The sequence below is a fragment of the Hymenobacter baengnokdamensis genome (assembly GCF_008728635.1).
Taxonomy (GTDB): Bacteria; Bacteroidota; Bacteroidia; order Cytophagales; family Hymenobacteraceae; genus Hymenobacter; species Hymenobacter baengnokdamensis.
Genome location: NZ_CP044285.1, coordinates 2,384,196 through 2,408,373, shown reverse-complemented (window position 1 = coordinate 2,408,373; position 24,178 = coordinate 2,384,196). Strand labels below are relative to the sequence as shown.

The window sequence follows — 24,178 nt, the reverse complement described above, 5'->3', positions numbered from 1 at the left end:
CAAGCTACAAGCCGGAGGCCGTTGGCAGCGCGCCGTCGTGGCAGGCCGCGTGAAAAGCCATATAGTCGGCTTCGACCGCCAGCTGCGCCTCGCGGCTGAAAGCTAACACTTCCTGCTGCCAGCTGGCTCGGCTTGCCCCAAATGCACGCAGCTCATCGGGGCCGGCGGCACCCAGGTGGCCGGCCGCTCGCAGGTGCGCCCAGGCTACCAGCTGCCCAAAAACGGGCAGCGCGGCCTGAAAGCCAGCTGCATCCTGGGTAAAATTGCTGAAATCGAGCTTGTCGGCCACCGGCTGTAATTCCCGGAGCACAAAGGGCTGCCCCCCGAGCGTAAGAGGCTGAAGCAGCGCGGGGCAAACCGCCTGCATATAGCCCTGGGCAGCTACTACCCGCGCCGCCTCCGTGGGCCAGGCCGGCTGCGGCACTGCGCAAAAAGCCAGCGGCGCAGCCGGCAGCGCCAGCTTTAAATCGAGGAGAAGCGGCAATTTGCCCGGCTGCCGGCTCTGGGCCAGGATGGCGTAGCGCGGCACGCCCAGGCTGCCCACTCCGGCAATGCGACCGGCCACATCGAGCAGCGGGCCGCAGGGCGGCGAGGGCTGCTGCTGCCGCCAGGCTTCGACGGCGTGCCGCACGGCCAGGTATTCGGCCAGGGGCAGGGGCCGCAGGGTGGGCGACTTATAGGCGCGCAAGTGCCAGCCGCCGCGCTGGCTGGCCCGGCCCGCCAGCAGGTTGCGCTGCCGGCGCTGCTGCACAGTTTTAAGCAGCTGCCGCACCAGCCCGTGCGCGGTGGCCCGCTCCAGCAGGTAGGCTTTGCCGGCTGCCAGCGCGGATGTGTAGGCCAGCAAGAGTTGTTTAGCGCAGGCCTGCTGCTCGGCAAGCGCTAAGCCAAAATGCGCGGCGGCCAGGCGCGCACTCACTACCAGGCGGCCTATATCCCAGAGCAAAGGCCCCAGCACGGCTTCGTCAAAGTCGTTTAAGTCGAAATAAACCAGCTTATTATCTCCGCGGTACGAGCCAAAGTTTTCGACGTGGGCATCGCCGCACAGCCAACCAACCGGGCCGCCGGCAACAGCCTCAGCGGCCCCAAAGCGAGCGTAGTACAGGGGCGCGCTACCCCGGAAAAATGCCAGCGCATCGGCCTGCATGCGGTGGTAGCGCAGCGGCAGCAGTGCCGGCACCCGGCCGGCATCATGCAGCTGAAAAAACGCGGACAGGGAGGCGGACGTCGCAGAAATAGGGGTCACAGGCAGCGGGTGTGGGCGCGTAAAGACACCGTAACGTATAGCTTCTACCTTACTATTGGCTGAAGGGCACGGGTAAGCTACCCGCTACTGCCCGTAAGCGATTGAGCTTGCAATCAATCGCTTACGGGCAACTCGCTGCCAGGCTACAGCGGCCGCAGCAGCACCCGCGCCGGGGCGCCGTCGCTGCCCACAATCCGGAGGGGCAGGCACAGCAGCTCATATTCGCCGGGCGCTATATGCTGCAAGGCCAGTCCTTCAATCACGCAGATGCCGGCGTCGAGCAGGGCGTGGTGCGCATCAGCCTTGCCTACCGACAGATAATCGACGCCCACGCACACTACGCCGGCATCGCGCAGGTAGCGGGCGGCATCGCCGTCGAGGGCTACAAAATCGGGCTTAAAAGGCTCGGTGCTCCATTCGCTGGCCGAGATGCGCGTTTTGAACAACAGCCGCGCGCCGGGCTTAATAGGGAGTAGCTGCACTTCGGCCAGACTAATACTCTTGGGGTCGCTAATGGCTACTACTGTAGCTGGCCCCATCAGCCGGCCCAGGTCGAGGGTGGTAGTGTCGCCGGCTCCACTGGTAAAGTGTAGGGGCGCATCGACGTGGGTGCCGGTGTGGGCGCTCAGGTGCAGCTCGGTTACGTTGGCGGCATCGCCCCGGTCCTGGCTGAGCGTGCGCGCTACGGTCACGCCCAGGTTGTCGGGCCAATGCACCATCTGGTCGCGGATTGGCGTTGTGGCGTCGAGCCACGGAGCAGGAACAGGCATAAGTCAGGAATCTTCGTCTTGGGATTGGCCATTCAGCGCTTTGGGCTGCAACAGCTTTGCAATCAGGCCCGTCCAGCCGGTTTGGTGACTGGCACCAAGGCCCTGACCGGTATCGCCGTTAAAATATTCATTAAATACTATGTAATCCTTAAAATTCGGGTCTTGCTGCAGCTGCTTGCTGGGGCCGAAGCACGCGCGCCGGCCGGTTTGCGGGTCACGCAGGAAAAGCCGCGTCAGGCGCTCAGTGAGGGCACCTGCCACCTGTTGAATAGTAGCATACTGCCCCGAGTGGGTGGGATACTCTACCTTGAAGTCTTCGCCGTAATAGTGGTAGAAGCGCTGCAGCGACTCGACGAGCAGAAAATTGACCGGCATCCAGATGGGACCGCGCCAGTTGGAGTTGCCGCCAAACAAGTCGGTTTCCGATTCGGCGGGCTGGTAGTTAACCGTTATCTCGGTGTTGCGAAACACATACGGGTGGTCTTTGTACACCCGCGAGAGGCTGCGCACGCCGTAGTCAGACAAAAACTCATTTTCGTCCAGCATTCTGAATAGCAGGCGCTTCATGCGGTGCCCCCGCAGCAGGCTGAGCAAGCGGCGCGACCCTTTGCCGGGCTCCTGCCAGTGCGAAACCAGCGACGCCAGGCCCGGCCGGTTATCGAGCAGCCAGTTCATGCGCTCCAGAAAAAGCGGCGCCCCGGCCAGCAGGTCTTCGTCGAGCACTTCTACCGCAAACAGCGGTATCAGGCCCACCATGGTGCGCACCTTCAGCAGCTCGTGGCCGCCGTCGGGGGTGTTGAGGGCGTCGTAGTAAAACTCATCCTCATCGTCCCAGAGGTTCAGGGCGGTGTTGCCCAGGTTGGTCATGGCCTCGGCAATATAGAGGAAGTGCTCAAAAAACTTACTCGCCAGGTCCTGGTATACGGGGTTCGACTGGCTCAACTCCAGCGCGATACGCATCATATTGAGCGCAAACATGGCTACCCAGGCCGTGCCGTCGGCCTGCTCGAGGTAGCCGCCCACCGGCAGCGGGGCCGAGCGGTCGAACACCCCGATATTATCGAGCCCCAGAAAGCCGCCCTCAAAAATATTGCGGCCGTCGCGGTCCTTACGGTTGACCCACCACGTAAAATTGAGCAGCAGCCGGTGAAAGACGGTTTGCAGAAAGTCGGTATCGCCGGCATCGCCGCGCCGCTTCTGGTCCATCTTAAACACCCGGAAGGCCGCCCAGGCGTGCACGGGCGGGTTGACATCGCCAAAGCGCCACTCGTAGGCCGGCAGCTGGCCGTTGGGGTGCATGTACCAGTCGCGGCACAGCAGCCGCAGCTGGTTTTTGGCAAACTCGGGGTCGAGCTGCGCCAGCGGAATGCAGTGAAAAGCCAGGTCCCAGGCCGCGTACCAGGGGTATTCCCAGGTATCGGGCATAGAGATTATATCACTGTTATCGAGGCTCTTCCAGTCGGCGTTGCGGCCCTGCTGGCGCTCGGCCGGCGGGGGCGGAAAAGCCGGGTCGCCGGCCAGCCAGCGGGGCACGCTGTAGTGGTAAAACTGCTTGCTCCAGAGCATGCCCGCAAACGCCTGCCGCTGCACCAGCCGGGCATCGGCATCGGAAATGGCCTGCTGCATTTCGGCGTAAAACTGGTCGGCCTCGGCCTGGCGCTGGGTCAGCAGCTGCTCAAAATCCTGAAACGGAGTTTTCAGGCTCGCCGGGCCCAGACGCAGGCGCACTTTTTGGGTGGTTCCGGGGGCCAGGGTGAGGGTATAATGCGCGGCGGCCTTGGTGCCGGTACGCGCAGGGTTTAGCGCATCTGCCTGCTTGCCAATCAGGTAATTCGTAATTCCATCCTTAAAAAAATGGTTGGCCGAAGGCGCATTGTACAGCCGCTCGCAGTTGGTATCGTTGTCGCAAAACAGCCATTCGGGTGCGCCCTCGGCGTAGCAGGTCAGCTCGCCCAGGTCGCGGTGCGCCGCCTGCGCCGCCCCCTCGCCCAGCGCCGTGAGGGCAGGCCGGTAGTCATCGTAGCCCCAGGCCCAGGTGTTGCGAAACCACAGCTGCGGCAGCACATGCAGGGTGGCTTCGTCGGGCCCCCGGTTTACGATAGTGTACTGAATGAGCAAATCTTCGGCATCGGCCTTGGCATACTCTACAAACACGTCGAAATAGCGGTTTTCGGCAAAGATGCCCGTGTCGAGCAGCTCAAACTCCGGGTCTTTGCGCGTACGCCGGGCATTTTCAGCCAGCAGCTGCTCGTACGGAAAAGCCCGCTGCGGATACTTATACAGCAGCTTCTGGTACGAATGGGTGGGCGTGTTATCCAGGAAGTAATAGACTTCCTTCACGTCCTCGCCGTGGTTGCCCTGCGGCCCGCTCAAGCCAAAAAGCTGCTCTTTGAGTATGGTATCCTGGCCGTTCCAGAGTGCCAGGCTGCCGCACAGCAGCTGCTGGTCGTCGCAGAAGCCGGCCAGGCCTTCTTCGCCCCAGCGGTAAGCCCGGCTCCGGGCCTGGTCAAAGGTGGTATAGTTCCAGGCGTCGCCATTAGCCGAATAGTCTTCGCGCACCGTGCCCCACTGGCGCTCCGACAAATAGGGACCAAAGCGCCGCCAATTCTTGTGCTTGATGTCGGCTTCGAGCAGGCGTTGGGCTTCGGGGGTCATACCAAAGTAGTGTGGACGCTGTAAGTCCGCACGAAGGAACGTCAGGAGTCGTTGTTCAATAATACGTACGCGCGGACTCGCAGAGTCCACGCCACTTTATCCGCCCGTGGCGAAGCCGGGGTACAAGGTCATGCCGCCATCCATAAAGATGGTTTGACCCGTGATGTAATCGGCCTCGTCCGACACCAGCCAGGCGGCCAGCTGACCAATGTCCTCGGGCTCGCCCACGCGGTTGTACGGAATGAGAGTCAGCAGCTTGGCCTCGGCTTCGGGCGTAGCCCAGGCGTCGTGGTTGATGGGCGTTTTGATGGCGCCGGGCCCGATGCTGTTAACCCTGATTTTGTGCGGCGCCAGTTCCTGGGCCACACTTTTCATCAGCTCCATAATGCCGCCCTTACTGGTGGCGTAGTTGACGTGGCCGGCCCACGGAATAACCTCGTGGACGCTGCTCATGCAGATAATTTTGCCGGCTGCTTTGCTTACGTCGGGCTGCACGCCGCGCCGCATAAACTCACGGGCGGCTTCGCGCAGGCACAAAAACTGGCCGGTAAGGTTCACATCAAGCACCTTTTGCCACTGCGCCAGGGTCATGTCGATAAAAGGCGAATCGACCTGAATGCCAGCGTTGGCTACCACAATGTGCAGCGTACCAAACTGCGCAATCGCCTGCCTGAACATTGCCTGCACCTGGTCTTCCTGGCTTACATCGGCCTGAATGGCCACGGCCACGCCCCCGGCGTCGGTGATTTCCTTTACCACGGCATCGGCCGCCTCGGGATGGCCCACGTAGTTAACGACAACTGAGGCCCCGTTGGCGGCCAGAGATTTGGCCACGGCTGCGCCGATACCCGAATTGGCCCCCGTAACGAGCGCGTGCTGCCCGGCAAGGCGAAGTGAAGAAGAAGCAGGCATAAAGAACAATAAGGTGTGAAGAAGCGCAGCTACCGGCGCCAGCCGGGTATCGGAGGCAAGGCTGCGTGGGTAGACGGGTTTATAGCAGCTGGGGTTTTTACCAAGCGCTTCGGGTTGCGAAGTAACCACTTATTTGGTTGTCCCCGCTCCGCAGCCCTGGCGGGCACCAGGCGAGCCGTTCATACGTTAGCATTCCGTAGCCGTTAGCCCTGTTCAATACCTTTACTGCTGCGCTCCCGGCTGCTCTTCGGGTCGAACGCGTCCGTATTCTAGTTTTATGCTACGTACTCATCTGTTTTGGCTGGCTTTGCTGCCGGCTGCGCTCAGCAGCGTTGGCCTCTGCGCCCAGACCCTGCCCGAAGTAGTGGTGCTGGCGCACCGGGGCAAGCGCACGGGCATTTTGCGGCAGCTCGACCTGAGTCCTGCCCAGGTAGTCCGCATTAATACGCTGCTCGATGAAGAGCAAAGCCAGCGCAAGCAGCGCCTCACGCACCGCCCCGACGAAACGGAGCATGCCTCCCGCCAGGCCCGCGAGGCCGACTTCGAAACCAAGATAGAGGCCGTGCTCACGCCCGAGCAGGTCGAGAAATACGAGCAGCTGCGGGGCCTGCGGCCCGCCCCCCGCCCACCCGAGATGCAGGTACCGAAGTAGCAAGCGCTTACTGACCAGCCAGTTCAGGTCCAGCGGCTCAGAAACTGGGCGAAGGCTTCCTTGTATTGCTCGCCCACCGGAATGGTTTCGGTGCCAATCTGGACGGTGAGGCGGCGCACGGCCTCAATCTTATCGAGGGCCACGATAAACGAGCGGTGAATGCGCAGAAAGCGCCGGGCGGGCAGCTTTTCTTCCATTGCCCGCAGGCTCATGAGCGAGAGCAGGGCGCGGGGCGTACTCTTGAGGTGCACCTTCACGTAGTCCTTCAGGCCCTCCACGTAGAGGATATCGCTGAGCGAGACGCGCACAAGCTGGTACTCTACTTTCAGAAAAATGTGCTCTTCTTCGGCTGCCGCCGCGGGCGCGGCCGCTTCGTGGCTGGCGTGCGCGAGCTCGGCGTAGGCGCGGGCCTTATTGGCGGCCCGCAAAAACTCCTCGTAGTTGAAGGGCTTTACCAGGTAGTCGAGCGCATCTACCTTGTAGCCCTCCAGGGCATATTGCGGAAAAGCCGTGGTGAAAATAACGCGCGGCGGCGCGGCCTGCTGGCCCAGCACCCGCGCCAGCTCCAGGCCGGTCAGCTCCTGCATCTGAATATCGAGAAAAGCCAAATCAACCGGCTCCGTGAGCTCGTGCAGGCCTTTCAGGGCTTCCACGCCGCTGCCGTAGCGGCCCACCAGCTTTAAAAAAGGTGTTTGCTCAATAAAGGTGCACAGGAGTGCCAGCGCTAGCGGCTCATCATCAACGGCAATGCAGGTAACGGGCATTTTTTAATAGGTAATGGGTAGGTGGGTAGTGGGTAATGTACAGCGCAAAAAGGCAACAGCAAAAGCCGTAACTCATTACTTAGAGCAGTTTCCAAATCCGTATATAGGGCGGGCTGCCGGTTCTGACAACAGGCGGACAGCGGCCCACCGTAGCGTCCTGTGATGGACTGCCTAAACAGCTTCATAACTCATTGCCCATTCGTGATTAGCTTCAGCTTTACCTCAAATTCGTTGTCGGGTGTGTGCTCGCTTACTTGCAGCGAGTAGCGGCCGGGATACAGCAAATCGAGGCGGCGGCGGGTATTGGTGAGCCCAATGCCGTTGGAGCCGGCCAGGTCGGTGCCGGCAGTCGGCAGCAGCGTATTACGCACCTCTATTTCCAGCTGTTCGGGCGAGGGCTGGCGCAGGCCGATGTAGATATGGCTGGGGGCTGTAGCTGCCACGCCGTGCTTAAAGGCATTTTCGACAAAGGGCAGCAGCAGCATGGGCGCAATAAGAACCTCCTGCACCGGCTCGGGGTGCTCAAAGGTTACCTGCACCCGGTCGGTTAGGCGCAGCTTCATCAGGGTAATATAGTCCTGAATAAACCCCACCTCCTGGCTTAGCTGCGCGTGGCCCGAGGCCGTGTCGTAGAGTACGTAGCGCATCATGCGGGAGAGGCGGTGCAGCGCCGCCCTGGCCCGCTCCCCATCTATTAAAGTTAATGAATATATGTTATTTAAAGTATTAAAAAAGAAATGTGGGTTTATCTGGGCCTTGAGCATGGCCAGCTCGGCCTCCACGCGCTGCTGGTCGAGGCGCTCGCGCAAGCGGGCCTCCTGCTGCCAGTGCTGCACCACGGTAATAGCCGTGGCAATGCCCAGCACGAGCAGCGTAATAAGCAGCCCCACAAGGTCGAAGCGGCTGCCGTGCGGCGTACGGGGCGGCGCAGCTTTCCCCACTCCCTCACCGGCCGCCTGAAAGGCGTGGTGCATGAGGTCGGGCAGGTTGAGCACGCTTTCGAGCCCCCGGCTTACCAGCAGCAGCAGCACCGCGGTGGCCACCAGGGCCAGCCCAAACCAGCCGGTGTGGCCCCGCAGCAGCAGGCGCGGCACACTGATGCGCGTGGTGGCATAAAATGCGCTTATCCAGAGCACCAGCAGCGCGCCCTGCTTTATCCAGTACTGAACAGGCAGCACTACCCGGCCCTGCATGGGCTGAAACAGCAGCAGCGTGAGCGCCAGCAGCCCCCAGGCCAGTACATGAATCAGGGGGGTGAGCAGGCGCCTAACGGAAAAAGCAGACATGATTACTCCATGAAGTATAGTACCCAAATGTAACGGCCCCGGCAAGCTAACATGGCCTGCGCCCGACCATCGGGCGAATTGTGCCGACTGCAGCCCGGCTTTCTTCGCCCGGCCGACCAGCATTTTTTGTTACTTTTACTACCACCTCCGTGCGCATCCTATCCCACCCCAACGCACTTCGCTCTTGCAACCTTTCTACCCGACCTGCGGCCGGCGGGCCGCGCCGACGGCCTACCGCCTGCCTGCCCGGCACCGCGCAGGCTTTGTGCTGTTGCTGAGCCTGCTGCTGGGCCTGGCCCGCCCCGGCGCGGCTGCCCCCGAAGACACCCTGGTAGCCACTACTGCTCACCAGGCCCAGTACCTTGACGACCGCTACTACAGCGTACTCGAAGACCCCAGCGGCCACCTGCCGATTGCCGCCGTTAGCAGCCCGGCCTGGGCCAGCCGCTTCGCCACCCTGGCCGGCACCGCGCTCCCACCAAACATTCGGCATCCGCGCAGCACCTACTGGCTACGCTTTACAGTGCTGGCCGACGCCCGCCTGGCTGCCGACTGGTACCTGGAGCTATACGACCCGCATATTGGCTCGGCTACGCTGTTTCGCCCCGCGGCGGCGGGGCTGGCGCTGGCCTACGATAGCGTCACCACCGGCGCCAACTACCCGTTTGCCACCCGCCCACTGCCCTACAAGAACTTTCTGTTCAACCTGGGGCTCCGGCACGGCCAGCCCACTACCTACTACCTGCGCCTGCGCTCCGACACACCCACCAGCTTCCGGGCCATGCTGCACAGCGGCCCGGCCCTGATTCCGGAGATGAGCCTGCAGTACTGGCTACTGGGCGGCTTCTACGGGGTACTGTTTATCATGCTGGTGTACAACCTGTTTTTGTTTTTCTTCTTAAAGGAAAAATCGTACATTCACTATGTATTCTATGTACTGAGCGGGGCACTGCTTTTTCTTTCCGAGGATGGCCTGGGCTTTCAGTACATGTGGCCATTCAGCGCGCCGCTCAACCATTTTATCGGGGCCGTCGCGCCGGTGCTGCTGCTGCTGACTTTTGCGCAGTATGCCCGCTCGTTTCTCGATACGGCGGCCCGGCTGCCGGTGCTCGACCGGCACGTTCGCTGGGTGGTATCGCTAAGCGGCGCGCTGCTGGTGCTCGATGTGGCGCTCATTCATTCCGGGTTTAGCTTCTGGCTTTACCTGCTGCCCTATGGCTTGCTTTATTACGCGGCCTGGCGGGCTTATCGGGGTGGCCTGCGTCCGGCTCGCTACCTGCTGCTGGCCCAGGCCCTGGTGGCGGGCAGCCTCACTTTTCTTATCTGTCGCAAGCTGGGCATTGATTTTTATAATAATGCCTATACGGTATATAGCCTGAACGTAGCCTTTGTAATTGAGGTAGCCGTACTCAGCTACGCGCTGGCCGATAAGATAAAGGGCCTGATGGATACCACTCTGGTAACGCAGCGGCGGCTGCTGAAGCAGCTGCGCAAGCGCCACCAGGCCCAGGACCAGCTGCTGGAGCAGCTACGTGAGAACCAGGCGCTCAAAGACCAGCTCAACAGTGAGCTGGAGGCGCTGGTGGCCCGCCGCACCGACGAGCTGCGCCAGCAGAACGATACCATTGCGGCCCAAAACCGTGAGTTGCTCGAAACCAACGGCCTGCTGGCGCTGCAGTCGGCCGCTATTGAGCAACTCAACAGCGACCTGAGCCGTGACTTGCAGGACCAGAAGCATGCCCGCCTGCAAGCCCGGGAGTTTGACTTTGGCGAGTTCAGCCAGCTTTATCCCGACAAAGATGCCTGCCTGCGCTACCTCGCCGACCTGAAGTGGCAGGGTGGCTACCGCTGCCGCAAGTGCGGCCACGAAAAAAGCTGCGAGGCCCGCGAGCCCTTTGCCCGGCGCTGCACCCGCTGCCGCTACGTAGAGTCGGCCACCACTGGCACGCTGCTTCAGAAATGCAAATTCCCCATTGTAAAGGCGCTATATGCGGTATTCCTGCTACACGCCCACCGGGGGCGCTACGCGCCGGCCGAGCTGGCCAGGGTGCTGGAGCTGCGCCCGGCCACGAGCTGGGCGTTTGCCCAGAAAGTGCTGGCCGCTTTGCAGCGGCGCAGCCAGGCCCCCGACTTCGTCGACGGCGAGCCCTGGACCCACGTGCTGCTGGACGGCTCGGCCGAGGTAGAGCAGGAGGAGCTGACCGATATAAGCGACCATCAATAGAGCAAGCAGCTGGTTTCCGGTAACGATTGCGGAAGATTTCAGCGAGGATTATTACAGCATAAGCCGGCGGGCATTTTTTTTCGAAAAAAATACCCGCCGGCTTATTGTTTTTTAGGGTCCCGGCAGTGGGTAGCAATAGTGCTTTTAGCCCTTGTCAGCCCCATAATACGCAATGCTTACTTGTGCACTAAACGTAATCAAGCAATCGGTGCTTACTACAAAATAGCCGTTTTAAAGCGCTGAAGGCAGTTTTTAAGCTTGCATTTGCTAAACACAAGGCCCTAGCTTTGAAGCACTCCAGCTGCTTTAAGTTCTTTTCCCACCCTCTTCATGAAAAAAAGCCTATACCCTATAGGTTGGCTGCTTCGCGGTTCGGCTCTACTGCTGGCATGCGGACTTCCCACTAGCTTCGTTCTGGCGGCTCCAACGGGCGGACATATACCTGCCCGGCTGCTGAAGCGCCCGGCCCCTACTATCCCGGTGAGCGGGCGGGTGGTCGGCGCCGATGGCACCGGCCTGCCGGGCGTAACAGTACTTGTGCGGGCCAGTACTATTGGCACCACTACCGGTGCGGATGGCAGCTTCAGCCTGAATGCCCCCGAGGGCAGTACCATTTCTTTTAGCTACGTTGGCTTCGTTACCCAGTCGGTAACCGTGACCAGCGCTACCGCCAGTAATCTGAGCGTGACGCTGCGCGAGACAGCGCAAGGCCTGAACGAGGTGGTGGTGGTAGGCTACGGAACCCAGGAAAAATCGGATGTAACCGGGGCAATATCCTCGGTTTCGGGCCGCGAAATTGCCAGCCAGCCGGTAGCCGACCCCACCCAGGCGCTGCAAGGCCGCGCGGCCGGAGTAACGGTAACGCAAAACTCGGGCGCGCCGGGCGGGGCGGGCGGCACTACGGTGCGCATCCGGGGTATTTCCTCGGCCGGCAACAACTCCCCTCTTTACGTGGTCGATGGCTTTCCGCTGCCCAGCTCAGACTCGAATGGCAATGCGGTAGAAAACCAGCTCAACTCCATTAACCCCAACGACATCGAGAGCATTGACGTGCTCAAGGATGCCTCGGCTACGGCCATTTATGGCTTGCGGGCCGCCAACGGCGTGGTAATTATCACCACCAAACGCGGCAAGGCCGGCAACGCAACCATCTCGCTCGATGGCTACCGCGGTGTACAGCAGCCCTGGCGCAAGCTCGACCTGCTTAATGCGCAGCAGTACGCCGTTATCAATAATGAGAGCCTGATTGCGGCCGGCCAGCCTATCAACCCCAAATACGCTGACCCTAGCTCCCTGACCACGAGCACCGATTGGCAGAAAGCAGTGTTCCGGCCCACGGCCGTTATTCAGAGCTACAACGTCTCGGCCAACGGGGGCAGCGATAAAGCCCGCTTTGCCCTGTCGGCCGGCTACTTTCAGCAGGATGGCACGCTGAATGGCTCTAACTTTGAGCGCTTTACGCTGCGGGCCAATGGCGATATCCAGCTTAACAAATACGTTAAGGTGGGCAACAGCTTAGCCGTCAGCCACCAGGAAGACCGGCAGCTGAATACCGGCAACGACGAGTTTGGGGTGATTAACAACGTCATTCAGCTCCCGCCTACTATCCCGGTGTATAACCCCGACGGCACTTATTACGAGCCCACTGCTACCGCCGACAACTTCGTCGAGCCCAACCCGGTACTGCAGTCGCTGATTACCAATTCCAAGTTCAGCCGCAACCGCATTATTGGCTCCTTTTTCGCCGAGGTAGAGCCGCTCAAGGGTCTGCGCTTTCGGAGCAACGTAGGGGTCGACCTCATTTTTGACAACAGCAACGGCTTTACCCCTTCGCTCGGGCCCAATTCGCCCCGCAACTCGGTAGCGGGTGCTTACTCCTCGAGCAACTATAACCCAACCTATCTGATTGAAAACACGGCTACTTACGACCGGGTTTTTGCCGAAAAGCACCATTTGACCATACTGGCCGGGCAGTCGGCCCAGCAGTTTCAGTATACCTACCTGAGCGCCAACCGCTCGGGCTACCTGAGCAACAGCCTGCAGAACATTAACGCCGGCCCGGCCGCCAACCCGGCCTTTCCGGTTACCAACGGCGGCATCGGCGTTGCGCCGATTACTGACCGACTGGCCAGCTATTTCGGCCGCATCAACTACGAGTTTGCGGGCAAGTATCTGCTCACGGCCACCGCCCGTGAAGACGGCTCCTCCCAGTTTGCGCCCGGCTATCAGTTCGGCTTCTTTCCCGGGGTTTCGCTCGGCTGGCGCCTCTCGGAAGAAAGCTTTATCAAAGATATTCCGGTTATCAGCAACCTGAAGCTGCGCGGAGGGTATGGCCAGGTAGGCAACCCCCTGAACGCCGGGCGCTTCGCCTATCTGGCAACCATCAACACCGGTATCAGCTATCCGTTTGGCAATCCCCCAACGGTGCTGCAGGGCGCGGCGCCTACCCGGGGCGCCAACAATCAGCTGCGCTGGGAGATTAACAAGCAGTCGAACCTGGGCCTGGACCTGGGCCTGTTTCAAAACCGCATCGAGCTGACGGTAGATATCTACCGCCGCCACTCGGATAACCTCATCAGCAACGTGCCGCCTACCTTGGTATCGGGCACTTATGAGGCAATTCCCACCAATGCAGTAACGGTACAAAACAAGGGCATCGACATCTCGCTGAACACCCGTAACCTGACGGGTGGCAGCGGCCTGAGCTGGACCACCGGCATTACCTTCTCGGCCTACCGCAACCTGATTCAGAGCCTGAATGTAGCAACTCCCTTCAATGGGGCAACTACCCGCACGGGTACGGCCATCTCACGCTTCGACCAGGGGGTGGCAATCGGCTCGTTCTATGGCTACGTGGCCGATGGGCTGTTTCAATCGGCAGAAGAAATAGCCAAACTGAACGCTGCTTCGCCAACTGGTGTCTACCAGTTTTCCGGCACTGCTCCCGGCGATATCAAGTTTCGGGATATGAATGGCGATGGCGTAGTGAACGACCTCGACCGTGGATTTATCGGCAATCCTAACCCAAACTTTACCTTTGGTGTCAACAACACATTGACCTACAAAGGATTTGACCTGACGGCCTTTGTTCAGGGCTCCGAAGGCAACAAGATTTATGACCTGAACCGCGTGTATACGGAAGGTGGCTTATATAGCAATGGCAACAGCAGCACCCGCGTACTGGGCCGCTGGACCGGCCCCGGCACCAGCACCGACGTGCCCCGCGCCGTGGCCGGCGACCCCAACCAGAACCTGCGCGTGAGCAGCTACTTTGTGGAAGACGGCTCTTATGTGCGCCTCAAGGTGCTGACCCTGGGCTACAACTTCGCCAAGCCGCTTATCAACCGTTTTGGTAGCCAGTCGCTGCGCGTGTACCTGACCGCTCAAAACCTGGTAACCCTCACCAAGTACACCGGCTTCGACCCTGAGATTGGCAGCCAGGCCGGCGCCTATGGCATCGACCGGGGCATCTACCCCCAGTCGCGCGTGTTTATTGCTGGCTTGAACATTGGCTTTTAACTTAATAGCGGAAGCCGGCGTGAAAAAAGGCAAGGATTATCAGTAGGGCACTTCTCGCTTTTTCACACCAGGCTTCCCCCATCCCACCCATGCGTTCTTTATCTACTAAACTCACTGCCAGTGCTTTGCTAAGCCTGGTACTGCTCGGCGGCTGCGGCAAAAAGTTTCTGGATTTACAGCCTGTAGACCAGATTACAACTGTGAACTTTTATCAGTCCGAGTCGGATGCCATTCAGGCCGTAACGGCCTGCTACTCACAGCTCGGCGTAGGCGGGCAGTACAACTACGCCCTCTGGGGAATCGGCGAGATTATGTCCGACAACTCCTTTACCGGCGGCGGCGGCGGCGGCGACGGAGCCGAGGAGATTCAGCTCGACTTCTTCAACATTCCGGCAACCAACCCGATGGTGAGCCGCCTGTGGGGCGGCTGCTACGTGGGCATTGGCGCGTGCAACCTGGTGCTGCAAAAGGTACCCGGCATCACGAACATGAGCGATGCCATCCGGAAGCGCAGCCTGGGCGAGGCGCAGTTTCTGCGGGCAAAATACTATTTTGACCTGGTGCGGGCCTACGGCGACGTACCGCTCATCCTGGTGCCGCCGGCCAGCCCGGCCGACGCGCAGCTGCCCCGCACCCCGGCCGCTCAGATTTACACCCAGATTGTAACCGACCTGAAGGCCGCCATCGGCAACCTGCCTCCCGTGTACGGCGGCGCCGACCTGGGCCGGGCTACTACGTGGGCTGCTACCGGCCTGCTGGCTAAGGTGTACCTGACCATGGGCGACCTTCCCAATGCCGCTATTCAGGCCCGGGCGGTTATCGCGAACTCGGGCAAAAGCCTGTGGCCCAACTACGGCGACAACTTTACAGTGGCCAACGAGAACGGGCAGGAATCCTTGTTTGAGGTGCAGTATGTGAATGGCCTGAACCAGTACACGTTCGATGGCCTGGGCTTTGTAGGCAACGAGTTTTTCGGGCCCCGCGGCCAGGGCCTGGTGCCCCAGGGTGGGTACGGCTTCAACATCCCGGAGCTGGAGTTTGTGCAGGGCTACGAGCCCGGCGACAAGCGTAAGGCCGTTACCATCTGGTCGCCCGGCGACCCCTACCCCGCCGGCAGTGCCACTACTGCTCAGCCCGCTTCGCTGCCCGGCTCCCCTTATGGCTACAACTGCAAAAAGTGGTTTGTGGGCAAGGTAAATACCAACGTCTGGGACTCCCCGCTGAACTTTCCGGTGCTGCGCCTGTCCGAGATGTACCTGATTCTGGCCGAGGCCGTGGGGCCTACTCCCGAAGGCTACACAGCTATTAATACAGTACGCACCAGGGCGGGCCTGCCCAACCTGACCAGCGCCAACACGCCCAATTTTACGGATGCCGTTGTGAAGGAGCGCCGCTACGAGCTGGCGTTTGAAGACGACCGCTGGTTTGACCTTAAGCGCACGGGCAAGCTGCTCACTAACCCGGCGCTGCTGGCGAAAGGCATCAAGCCCTTCAATATCGTGCTGCCCATTCCGCAGAGCGAGCGCGACGCCAACCCCTCGCTGGCTCAGAACCCTGGCTATTAATACATTTGGCCCTCATACGCCCTAAACATCCCACCCGAAAGTATATGTTTACTTCACTTCGCAAAGCTGCTCTGCTGCTCGCTGGTGTGGCGGCGCTGGCTGCCTGCCGCAAGGATACCGGCGTGACGAGCCTGGAAGGTCCGGTGCCCACGCCCGGCTTCACCGTAACGGTCAATACCAGCCAGTACCCGGCAGTAGCAACGTTCACCAATACCACCACTGATGCCTTTCTCTATCAGTGGGACTTTGGCGATGGCTCGCCCCTGGTATCGGGCCAGAACGTAACACACGTCTACAAGCTACCCGGCACCTACCGGGTGAAGCTGACGGCTGCCGGGCGCGGCGGTACGGGCATTTCACCCCAGCAGCCGGTAGTGATTCCCAGCATCTGCGACAATGCCGCTTACGCGGTGCTTACGGCCTGCGGGGGCTCGGGAGCTACCTCCTGGACGCTCTCCGACCAGCCGGGGGCCGTGGTAAAGCTCTCGGCCAGCGGGGCCACCTTATCCAGCTCGACTACGCTTAACCCCTGCCAGCTCGACGACCAGTTTTCGTTTACCAACACGTTTGCTTACTCCTACGACGCCGGAGCCGGCACGTACAGCAATGGCACCTGCGGCAGCCCACAGACGGGCAACTCGGACTTTATCTACAAGCCCAACGGCTCGCTGGGGCAGATTATCTTGCAGCGCAACAAGGCCTTTATCGGCCTGCCCGACTCGGTAGTAAATAAGACCTACGACATTATTGAGGCCACACCCACCCGCCTGCGCCTGCAAGGCACCAACCCCGACGGCACCAAGACGGTAACAACCTACATGCCGCAGCTCTCGGCCCTCGACCGGGCTAAAAAGTACCTCACGGGCGGCTCCTCGCGCACCTGGACGCTGGACAATACGGTAGCTAATACCATTATAGTCGGCAACGAAGCTTCGCCCGGCGGCTACAACAAGAGCGGCTCGGCGGGCAGCGTACCCAGCTGCCAGGCCGACGATGAGTACACGTTTACAAGCACCGGCAACTTCACGTATGATGCCAAGGGCCAAACGTTTGTGGCTATCGACTATACCTGCCAGGCAGCCCGCACCGACAACAATACCACCTTCACTTTCGGGCCGGCTTCGGGCGCGGGCCTGGCTCAGTTTGTACTCACCAAGCCCGGCAGCTTTATCGGCGTAACTAATGCACCTACGTCGCGGATTTACCGGATTCTTTCCATTGACGACAAGCACATGACCCTGCGGGCCGGCGGCCCCAGCGACGACCCGCAGTTCACTTTTATGATGGTAGCCAAATAAGCGCCTTTTTCTCACCCTTATTACTTAGTAAATATGCTATATTCATTGACCGCGTGGCCACTCCGCCGTTTGGCGCTGGGCTTTACGCTGACGCTGGCGGCCGGCGGCTGCACCCAAAATCCCCCCGGGCCGGTTATCACGGCTACTACGGGCACGGGTGGCACCAGCTCGTCGGCCGTCAACGCCACCCCTCATCCATATGCCGATTACAGCGTGCAGGTGTGGAGCGACGAGTTTAACGACAGCAGCCTCGACGCAACCAAGTGGAGCTACGAGATACAGGACGTGTGGTTCAACAACGAGCTGGAAGCAACTACCAACTCGCGCAACAACGTGACCCTGACTGGTGGTATGCTCAATATCACGGCTATTCAGCAAAACTACAATGGCCGGCAGTACACCTCGGGTCGCATCAACACCAAAGGCAAGCAACAGTTTACCTTCGGCCGAATCGACGTGCGGGCCAAGCTGCCCAAGGGCAAGGGCATGTGGCCGGCCATCTGGATGCTGGGTGCCAATGATAGCCAGGCGAGCTGGCCGGCCTGCGGCGAAATCGATATCATGGAGCTGAAAGGCAGCTCGCCCAGTACTGACTACAGCACGGTACACTATGGCAGTTCCGTAGCTACCCACCAGTACAAGGGCACGGTCTATGCACTGCCGAGCACGGCTAACGGCGACTTCTCGACCGACTTCCATGTCTTTAGCTGCGTGCGGAGCATGAACCAGATGGACTTCTACGTGGATGGCAATAAGTACTACACGCTGACCTCGAGCGACGTGTCGCCGTATCCATTCAATAACCCCTTCTATGCCATCCTAAACCTGGCGGTGGGCGGTGACTTTGATGGCAACCCCGATGGCAGCACGACCTTTCCGCAAACCATGCAGGTAGATTACGTGCGTTTTTTTCAATACAAAGAGTAGTTTTTTACCAACCCGGCCATCCTGCGTGCAGGCTGGCCGGGTTGAGTTGTGACTTTCCCATTTTCCCACCAACTTTTTTTTCATGAAAACTTTTACTACGCTTTTACTGACTGCCGGCCTGTTCACGCTAGGCAGCCGCGCTGCTTCGGCCCAAACGTTACTCGATAACTTCGAAGATGTGCGACTCGTGAATTACCCGGCCGTGCAGGGTACGCTAACGGCGGTAGCGAACCCTGGCAGCATGGCTCCCAACACCAGCAGCACCGTCGGCAGCTTCGTGCGGGACGGCTCGCAGCAATATGCTACTATCACGATAGTCCCGAAAACCGGCAAATTTGCTGATGTATCTCCCTACGTCAGCGGCACTAAAAAGCTTTCAATGAAATTTCGGAGCCCGGGACCCGGCGTAAAGGTGCAGTTAGTATTGCAAAACAAGGCTAAGGCCACGGCTGCTCCCTATGTTTACCCACAGGGCAATTTCTCCGGCACCTTCAATGCAACCACTGCAGCTGCGGCCAATACTTGGGAAACGCTGACTTTTGCGTATTCGGCTGCCCAAAGCGATGGCTCCGTAACTGCCGCTGACATCGACCAGCTTGCTATGCTTATCGACCTGGGCACCAACAATGCCAATACCTATTACATTGACGACATCATGGGGCCGGAGTTTTTTACCAGCACCACTACTCCACCCGTCGTAACCGACCAGCTCTACGATAACTACGAGGGCACCCGTGCCGTGACGTACAAGGGCAGCCGTATTACCTCGGGCGGCTTTAAGCTCGACACGCTGAACCCGGCCTCCAGCACCGCTAACTCGAGCGCTCATGTGATGCGCTACACGCGCTCGAACCAGCAGTATGATGTACTGTTTCTGGCTCCCAAAGGCGCACCCCTGGCCGATGTAACGCCCTTCCTGAGCAACGCTAAGCAAATGACCATGAAGGTGTACGGGGCGGCCGCGGGCACCGTGTTCCAGATTACGTTGCAGGATTCTGCCAAGTCGCGGGCAGCTTACCCGGCCGGCCGGCACTCAGAATACACGGCCACGGCCAAGGGCGGTGGCTGGGAAACACTGGTATTCAGCAACTCGAACCGCCCCGATACCAGCGTTCCACCCACAGGCCTGAACGAGATTGTACTGCTTATTGCGCCCAATACCCTGAAGCCCGGCAAATTTTATATCGATGACTGGACCGGCCCGCACCTGACCAACTACGTGGTCACCGCTACCCGCGCCAGCCAGACGAGTGCAGCGGCCCTGGCCCCGGCTTACCCCAACCCGGCTGCCGGCCTCACGCACCTGGGCTACAGCCTACAAAAATCAGCCGTGGTTAGCCTGGCTGTGTACGATGCGATGGGCCGCCGCGTGGCTTCGGTAGTTGAGAACCAGACCCGGCCGGCCGGCGATTATACCGCCGACCTGCGTACCACCAGCCTGGCGCCCGGCTTCTACACCTGCCGCCTGGTGGTAGATGGCGTAGCCCTCACCCAGTCGCTGAGCGTAGAATAACGTAAGCAGGGCTGCTACGTTTAGCCCTACCTACTCCAGCCGGTTAAAATTCAGGCCGGCGGGTGCTTCTCAAAGAGCACCCGCCGGCTTTTTTGTATCCGGGCGTGGCGGTTTGGCGTAGGCTTTGCAGAAGGCCGCTTGTATTGCCGGTAGCCTGCCGCTTAGCCGTATTTTTATTGACCGGGCCCTTATACCTGGCTCAGCACTACCAATGCTGATTAAGTATTGACCGCTACCGGGTGGCATCTTTGCACGCATGCCACCTGTTATTTGTTTGCTGCTCTCCCTTCTGTTCTCCTTTGCTGCTGGCCTGCCAGCAGCGGCCCCGCCCCGATGAGTACGACCACCGACCTGCCTTTTGCTCCGCCTACGGAGCCCGAGTCATTAGCCAAGCCCGCCGACTTTGAGCTGGCTTTTCAGCAAAAGGAAACCCTGATTGCCGGTTACCTGGCCGCCTTTGCGGTGGTGTATTACCGGCAGCCCGCCGAGCGCAGCGCCGTGCAGCTGCAAGCCATTTTGCGGGTTGAGAATGCCACTACGGCCTTTCCGCCGGCTGCCGTGCTGCTCAACCTCAGCGATGCGCTTACGCTGGCCGAGCTGGAAGTGGAAGCTGCCAGCCGGCTGGCAATGGCCCTGGCCGGCGTGGCCGAGCAGCTGGGGGCGGCCATCACGCGCTGCCGCATTTCCTTCCCGGCGCCCGAAGCGCAACACCCCGACCACGAGTGGTGCGTAACCCTGGATTTTGCCCCCGACCATACCGTGGCCGTCAGCTTTGCCTGCACCGGCGGGCTGCCCGGCCCCTGGGGAGCCGCCTACCTGCCCACGCATGTGCAGCGGGTATTTGAGCAGCTTAGCCGCAACCGGCAAACGACGGTGGGCTACGTATTCTTTCTGGCCGATGAAGAAACCACGCTGCTGCGCCAGTTTATGATGGTGCCGCAGCACGTACCCGAAGGTGGCCCTCAGCAGCTACACCAGCTGTTTGAGGAAACCGCGCATCTCTATCCCAACCAGGTAGCGCTGAGCTGGCTCGGCGACACCCGCACTTACCAGCAGCTCAACCACGAGGCCGACCAGCTGGCCGCGCGCCTGCAGCGCCAGGGCGTGCGGGCCGGCGACTTTGTGGGCGTGCTCATGGCCAAATCCATTGAGCTGTACGTGGGTATGCTGGCCGTGCTGAAAGCCGGCGCGGCCTACGTGCCGCTCGACCTTTCTTTCCCGGCCGACCGCATTACGTTTATTCTGGCCGACTGCGGGGCGCGCGTGCTGCTCACCAACCGGCCACTGCCCGAGGGCTTCGAAACCTGGCCCGGCCGGGCTATCGACCTCAGCTTACCGGCCCCCGCCGAGGCTGGCGGGCTGGAGCCAGTGCCCCTGGGCCCCGAATCTATCGCCTATGTCATCTATACCTCGGGCACTACCGGCCTGCCCAAGGGCGTGCTCATTCCGCACCACAGCATCTGCCACCTGGTGCGGGCCGAGCAGCTGCTGTTTCATCCCACGCCGCAAGACCGCGTGGTGCAGGGGTTTTCGGTAGCCTTCGATGCCTCGCTCGAAGAGCTATGGCTGGCCTGGGGCGCGGGCGGCACGCTGGTGCCCGTGCCCGAAGAAACCATGAAAGCCCCCGACGCGCTGCCCGACTTTCTGGTGGAGCAGCAAGTGACGGTCTTTTCTACCGTGCCCACGCTGCTGTCGCTGCTGCCGGCCAGCATCCCGACGCTGCGGCTGCTTATTCTGGGGGGCGAGGTGTGCCCGCCCGAGCTGCTGACCAAGTGGGCCAGCCGCCAATGCCGGGTAGTGAATACCTACGGCCCCACTGAGGCCACGGTAGTTGCCACGGCGGCCGACTTCGTACCCGGCCAGCGCCTCACCATCGGGCGGCCGCTGGCGGGCTACGAAACGCTGCTGCTCGACCAGCTGGGCCAGCTTGTGCCGCTGGGCGCCGCCGGCGAGCTGTGCGTGGGCGGGCCGGCCCTGGCGGCGGGCTACCTCAACCGCCCCGAGCTGAGCGCCGCTAAGTTTAACACCGTCAGCGAGCTGCAAAATGGCTTTGTGGGCCGGCTGTACCGCACCGGCGACCTCGCCCGCTTCGAAGCCGATGGCAACATCGACTTCCTGGGCCGCATCGACACCCAGGTAAAAATCCGGGGCTTCCGGGTCGAGCTGGCCGAAATCGAGAGCCTGCTTTTGCAATGGCCGGGTATTCGCAACGCCGCCGTGGCCCTTAAGGAGGGTACTGATGGCGTGAAGAAGCTCATCGCCTACCTTATTCTCGAACCCAACCAGCTGCTCGATGAGAAGGCCGTGCGCGCCTTCCTGCGCGAGCGCCTGGCCCCGTATATGCTGCCCGCCGCGCTGGTGCCGCTGGTTTCGTTTCCGCTGCTCACCAGCGGCAAGGTCGACCGCAAGGCCCTGCCCTACCCCGTAAGTGGCGACCAGGCGCCCACCCGCGAGCTGACGCTGCCCCGCGACCCCCGCGAAGCTGCCATCTACGCCGCCTGGCAAAAGCGCTTCGACACCGCCGACCTGTCGGTGACCGACGACTTCTTCGATATCGGGGGCAACTCGCTGCTGGCCTCACTCATTATTTCGGAGCTGCGCCAACAGCCCGATTTTCAGGGCCTGTCGGTAAAGGAGATGTATACCCGCCGTACCATTGAGGCGCTGGCCGCCTCGGTTGCGGCTACCGAAGCTGCTTCGGCCGGGGCTATTCCGGAGCCGGCAGCGGCCCCGCTGCTTCGCACCAGCACCCCGGTGCGCCTGCTCACGGCCATCCTGCAGCTGCTCTCGATTGCCGCCTTCTATGCTGTGCCGGTGCTTACTCTCAACTTATCGCTGCACTTCCGGCCCTGGCTCACGCAGTGGTCGTGGACGGCGATTACCCTGCTTGGCATGGCAATGGTCCTGCTGTACGTGCCCCTGGCCTGCCTGCTGGTAGTGGCTTTCAAATGGCTGCTTATCGGCCGGTTCCGGGCCGGCGAGTATCCATTGTGGGGCTTTTACTACTACCGTTTCTGGGCAGTAAAAAAGCTGGTGGAAGCCGCCCCCACCCAGCTGCTGTCGGCCACGCCGTTTCTGGCGTTATTCTACCGCCTGCTGGGCGCAAATATTGGAAAAGGGGTATATTTAGGCTCCAATCGTCTGATGTGCTTCGACCTGCTCACGCTCGGCGACGGGGCCAGCATTGCCCGTGAAGCCTGCCTGCTGGGCTACCGCGTGGAGCGCGACCGCCTCATTATCGGCCCTACGCACGTTGGCCGCGATGGCTACGTGGGCCTGCGGGCTATTATGGAAGGCAATACCAGCCTCGGCGACGGCTCCGAGCTTGATGACTTGTCGGTGCTGCCGGCCGGCCGGCAGGTACCGGGTGGCGAGGGCTGGCTGGGCTCACCGGCCCAGCGCGTGCGGGCCGTTGGCCCGGCTCCCATCCGGCCGGCCGCACCCGGCGCCGGCTACCTGCTGGCTCAGCTGGCGGCTATCGCGCTCATGCTGCTGGTACCCACGGTGGCTTCGCTGCCCATTCTGGGCCTGCTGTATGAAAGTATCGAACGATTCACCCCTGTATCGTCGCTGCTAACCCTATTCCCCCTCTCGGCCCTTTACGTGCTGCTGCTGATGGGTACGCTGGCCGGCACCAAGCGCCTCGTGGCCGGCCGGCAGGCCAACGGCACCATACCGCTTTACAGCCTGGCCTACGTGCGCCACTGGGTGGCCGATGCCGTGCTCGCCCAAAGCCTGACGCTGCTGCGCTCGCTCTACGCTACTATTTATACCCCCTACTGGCTGCGAATGCTGGGGGCCAACATCGGCCACCGCGCCGAAGTATCGACCCTTAACCATATTTCGGCCGAGCACCTGACCGTTGGCCCCGGCTCTTTTCTGGCCGACTCGGTGAGCGTGGGCGCGCCGCGCGTGCAGCACGGGCTGGTATCGATTCTGCCCACCGTGGTGGGGCCGCGCACCTTCGTTGGCAACGGCGCGGTGCTGGCCGGCGGCACCGTGCTGGGCACCAACAACCTGATTGGGGCGCTATCCTCAGCGCCCACTACTACGCCGCCCGATAATACGTCGTGGGTTGGCTCCCCGGCCTTTTTGCTGCCCAACCGGCCGGTATCCCAATCTTTTGCCCCCGAGCTGACGTTTGCGCCGCCGGCCCGCCTGGTGTGGGCGCGCAGCCTTATCGAGCTGTTTAAAATCGTGCTGCCCATCACGTTTACGTTCGTGACTTTTGCCGTGCTCTACCACTATTGCCACTGGCACTTGCAGCATTATCCCTTCTGGAGCAGCGTGGGGGTAGGCACGGCCGCTTTTGTGGGGCTGATTTTCGGCTTCTCCATCCTCACTGCCTTGCTTAAGTGGCTACTCATCGGCCGCTACCGCCCCTCGGAAAAGCCGCTGTGGTCGTCGTTTGTGTGGCGCAACGAGCTAGTTAACTCCTTGTGCGAAAGCTACGTGTATCCTTTCTGGGAGGCGCCGCTGCTGGGCACGCCGTTTGCCACCTGGTTTTTCCAGCTCATGGGTAGTCACTTCGGCCGCTCGGTTTACATGGATACCACCGAAATTACGGAGTTTGACCTCGCCTGGGTGGCCGACCACGCCGTGCTCAACAACGGCTCAACTATTCAAACGCACCTCTTTGAAGACCGTGTGATGAAGATGTCGAACCTGCGCATTGGCCGCTACGCCACGGTGGGCACCTCCTCCGTGGTGCTCTACGATTCGGTTATCGGCCCCGGCGCCACCCTCAAAAGCCTGTCGCTGCTGATGAAAGGTGAGCAGCTGCCCGCCAATACCCGCTGGCAGGGCATCCCGAGCGCCTTTATCTCCGGCACGGCCGGCCACTAGCGTCG

The 24,178-nt window shown here is 61.0% G+C and carries 14 protein-coding genes; 8 read left to right on the top strand and 6 right to left on the bottom strand.

Features of this window, described 5'->3' with window-relative positions; translation table 11 throughout:
- Positions 1-4: 4 nt before the first annotated feature.
- The 4 genes from F6X24_RS10250 to F6X24_RS10235 all read right to left on the bottom strand — a co-directional run bounded on the left by F6X24_RS10250 (position 5) and on the right by F6X24_RS10235 (position 5,580).
- Positions 5-1,243 (bottom strand): DUF2252 family protein, encoded by a 1,239-nt coding sequence (locus F6X24_RS10250; RefSeq protein ID WP_151087905.1) that lies wholly within the window; start codon positions 1,241-1,243, stop codon positions 5-7.
- Between the two features lie 143 nt (positions 1,244-1,386).
- The gene (locus tag F6X24_RS10245) at positions 1,387-2,013 is read right to left on the bottom strand and encodes a cyclase family protein (protein ID WP_151087904.1); all 627 of its coding nucleotides are present in this window, start codon (positions 2,011-2,013) and stop codon (positions 1,387-1,389) included.
- A gap of 3 nt (positions 2,014-2,016) precedes the next feature.
- Positions 2,017-4,668, bottom strand: a complete 2,652-nt coding sequence (locus F6X24_RS10240) for an MGH1-like glycoside hydrolase domain-containing protein (RefSeq protein ID WP_151087903.1) — start codon at positions 4,666-4,668, stop codon at positions 2,017-2,019.
- 96 nt (positions 4,669-4,764) lie between these two features.
- Positions 4,765-5,580: an SDR family oxidoreductase gene (locus F6X24_RS10235; protein WP_151087902.1), complete on the bottom strand. Its 816-nt coding sequence runs from the start codon at positions 5,578-5,580 to the stop codon at positions 4,765-4,767.
- A 277-nt stretch (positions 5,581-5,857) separates the two neighbouring features.
- Here F6X24_RS10235 and F6X24_RS10230 point away from each other — a divergent pair, with 277 nt between their 5' ends.
- Entirely contained in the window at positions 5,858-6,232 is a 375-nt protein-coding gene (locus F6X24_RS10230; protein WP_151087901.1) for a hypothetical protein, read from the top strand.
- Positions 6,233-6,255: 23 nt separating this feature from the next.
- Here the strand turns inward: F6X24_RS10230 and F6X24_RS10225 are convergent, their stop codons facing one another.
- Positions 6,256-6,996, bottom strand: coding sequence for a LytR/AlgR family response regulator transcription factor (locus F6X24_RS10225; RefSeq protein WP_151087900.1), 741 nt, complete (start codon positions 6,994-6,996; stop codon positions 6,256-6,258).
- A gap of 188 nt (positions 6,997-7,184) precedes the next feature.
- Positions 7,185-8,282 (bottom strand): sensor histidine kinase, encoded by a 1,098-nt coding sequence (locus F6X24_RS10220; protein ID WP_151087899.1) that lies wholly within the window; start codon positions 8,280-8,282, stop codon positions 7,185-7,187.
- Between the two features lie 184 nt (positions 8,283-8,466).
- Between F6X24_RS10220 and F6X24_RS10215 the strand changes: the two genes are divergently transcribed.
- The 7 genes from F6X24_RS10215 to F6X24_RS10185 all read left to right on the top strand — a co-directional run bounded on the left by F6X24_RS10215 (position 8,467) and on the right by F6X24_RS10185 (position 24,173).
- A complete protein-coding gene (locus F6X24_RS10215; protein WP_151087898.1) occupies positions 8,467-10,506 on the top strand; it encodes a 7TM diverse intracellular signaling domain-containing protein in 2,040 nt (679 codons plus the stop codon).
- A gap of 330 nt (positions 10,507-10,836) precedes the next feature.
- Positions 10,837-14,025, top strand: a complete 3,189-nt coding sequence (locus tag F6X24_RS10210; protein ID WP_151087897.1) for a SusC/RagA family TonB-linked outer membrane protein — start codon at positions 10,837-10,839, stop codon at positions 14,023-14,025.
- Positions 14,026-14,114: 89 nt separating this feature from the next.
- Entirely contained in the window at positions 14,115-15,590 is a 1,476-nt protein-coding gene (locus F6X24_RS10205) for a RagB/SusD family nutrient uptake outer membrane protein (protein ID WP_151087896.1), read from the top strand.
- Between the two features lie 44 nt (positions 15,591-15,634).
- Positions 15,635-16,888, top strand: coding sequence for a PKD domain-containing protein (locus tag F6X24_RS10200; RefSeq protein WP_151087895.1), 1,254 nt, complete (start codon positions 15,635-15,637; stop codon positions 16,886-16,888).
- 33 nt (positions 16,889-16,921) lie between these two features.
- A complete protein-coding gene (locus F6X24_RS10195; RefSeq protein WP_151087894.1) occupies positions 16,922-17,815 on the top strand; it encodes a glycoside hydrolase family 16 protein in 894 nt (297 codons plus the stop codon).
- An 82-nt stretch (positions 17,816-17,897) separates the two neighbouring features.
- Entirely contained in the window at positions 17,898-19,328 is a 1,431-nt protein-coding gene (locus tag F6X24_RS10190) for a T9SS type A sorting domain-containing protein (protein ID WP_151087893.1), read from the top strand.
- Between the two features lie 333 nt (positions 19,329-19,661).
- Positions 19,662-24,173 carry a Pls/PosA family non-ribosomal peptide synthetase gene (locus F6X24_RS10185; RefSeq protein ID WP_151087892.1) on the top strand — a complete coding sequence of 1,504 codons (4,512 nt, stop codon included), beginning with the start codon at positions 19,662-19,664 and terminating at the stop codon, positions 24,171-24,173.
- Positions 24,174-24,178: the final 5 nt, after the last annotated feature.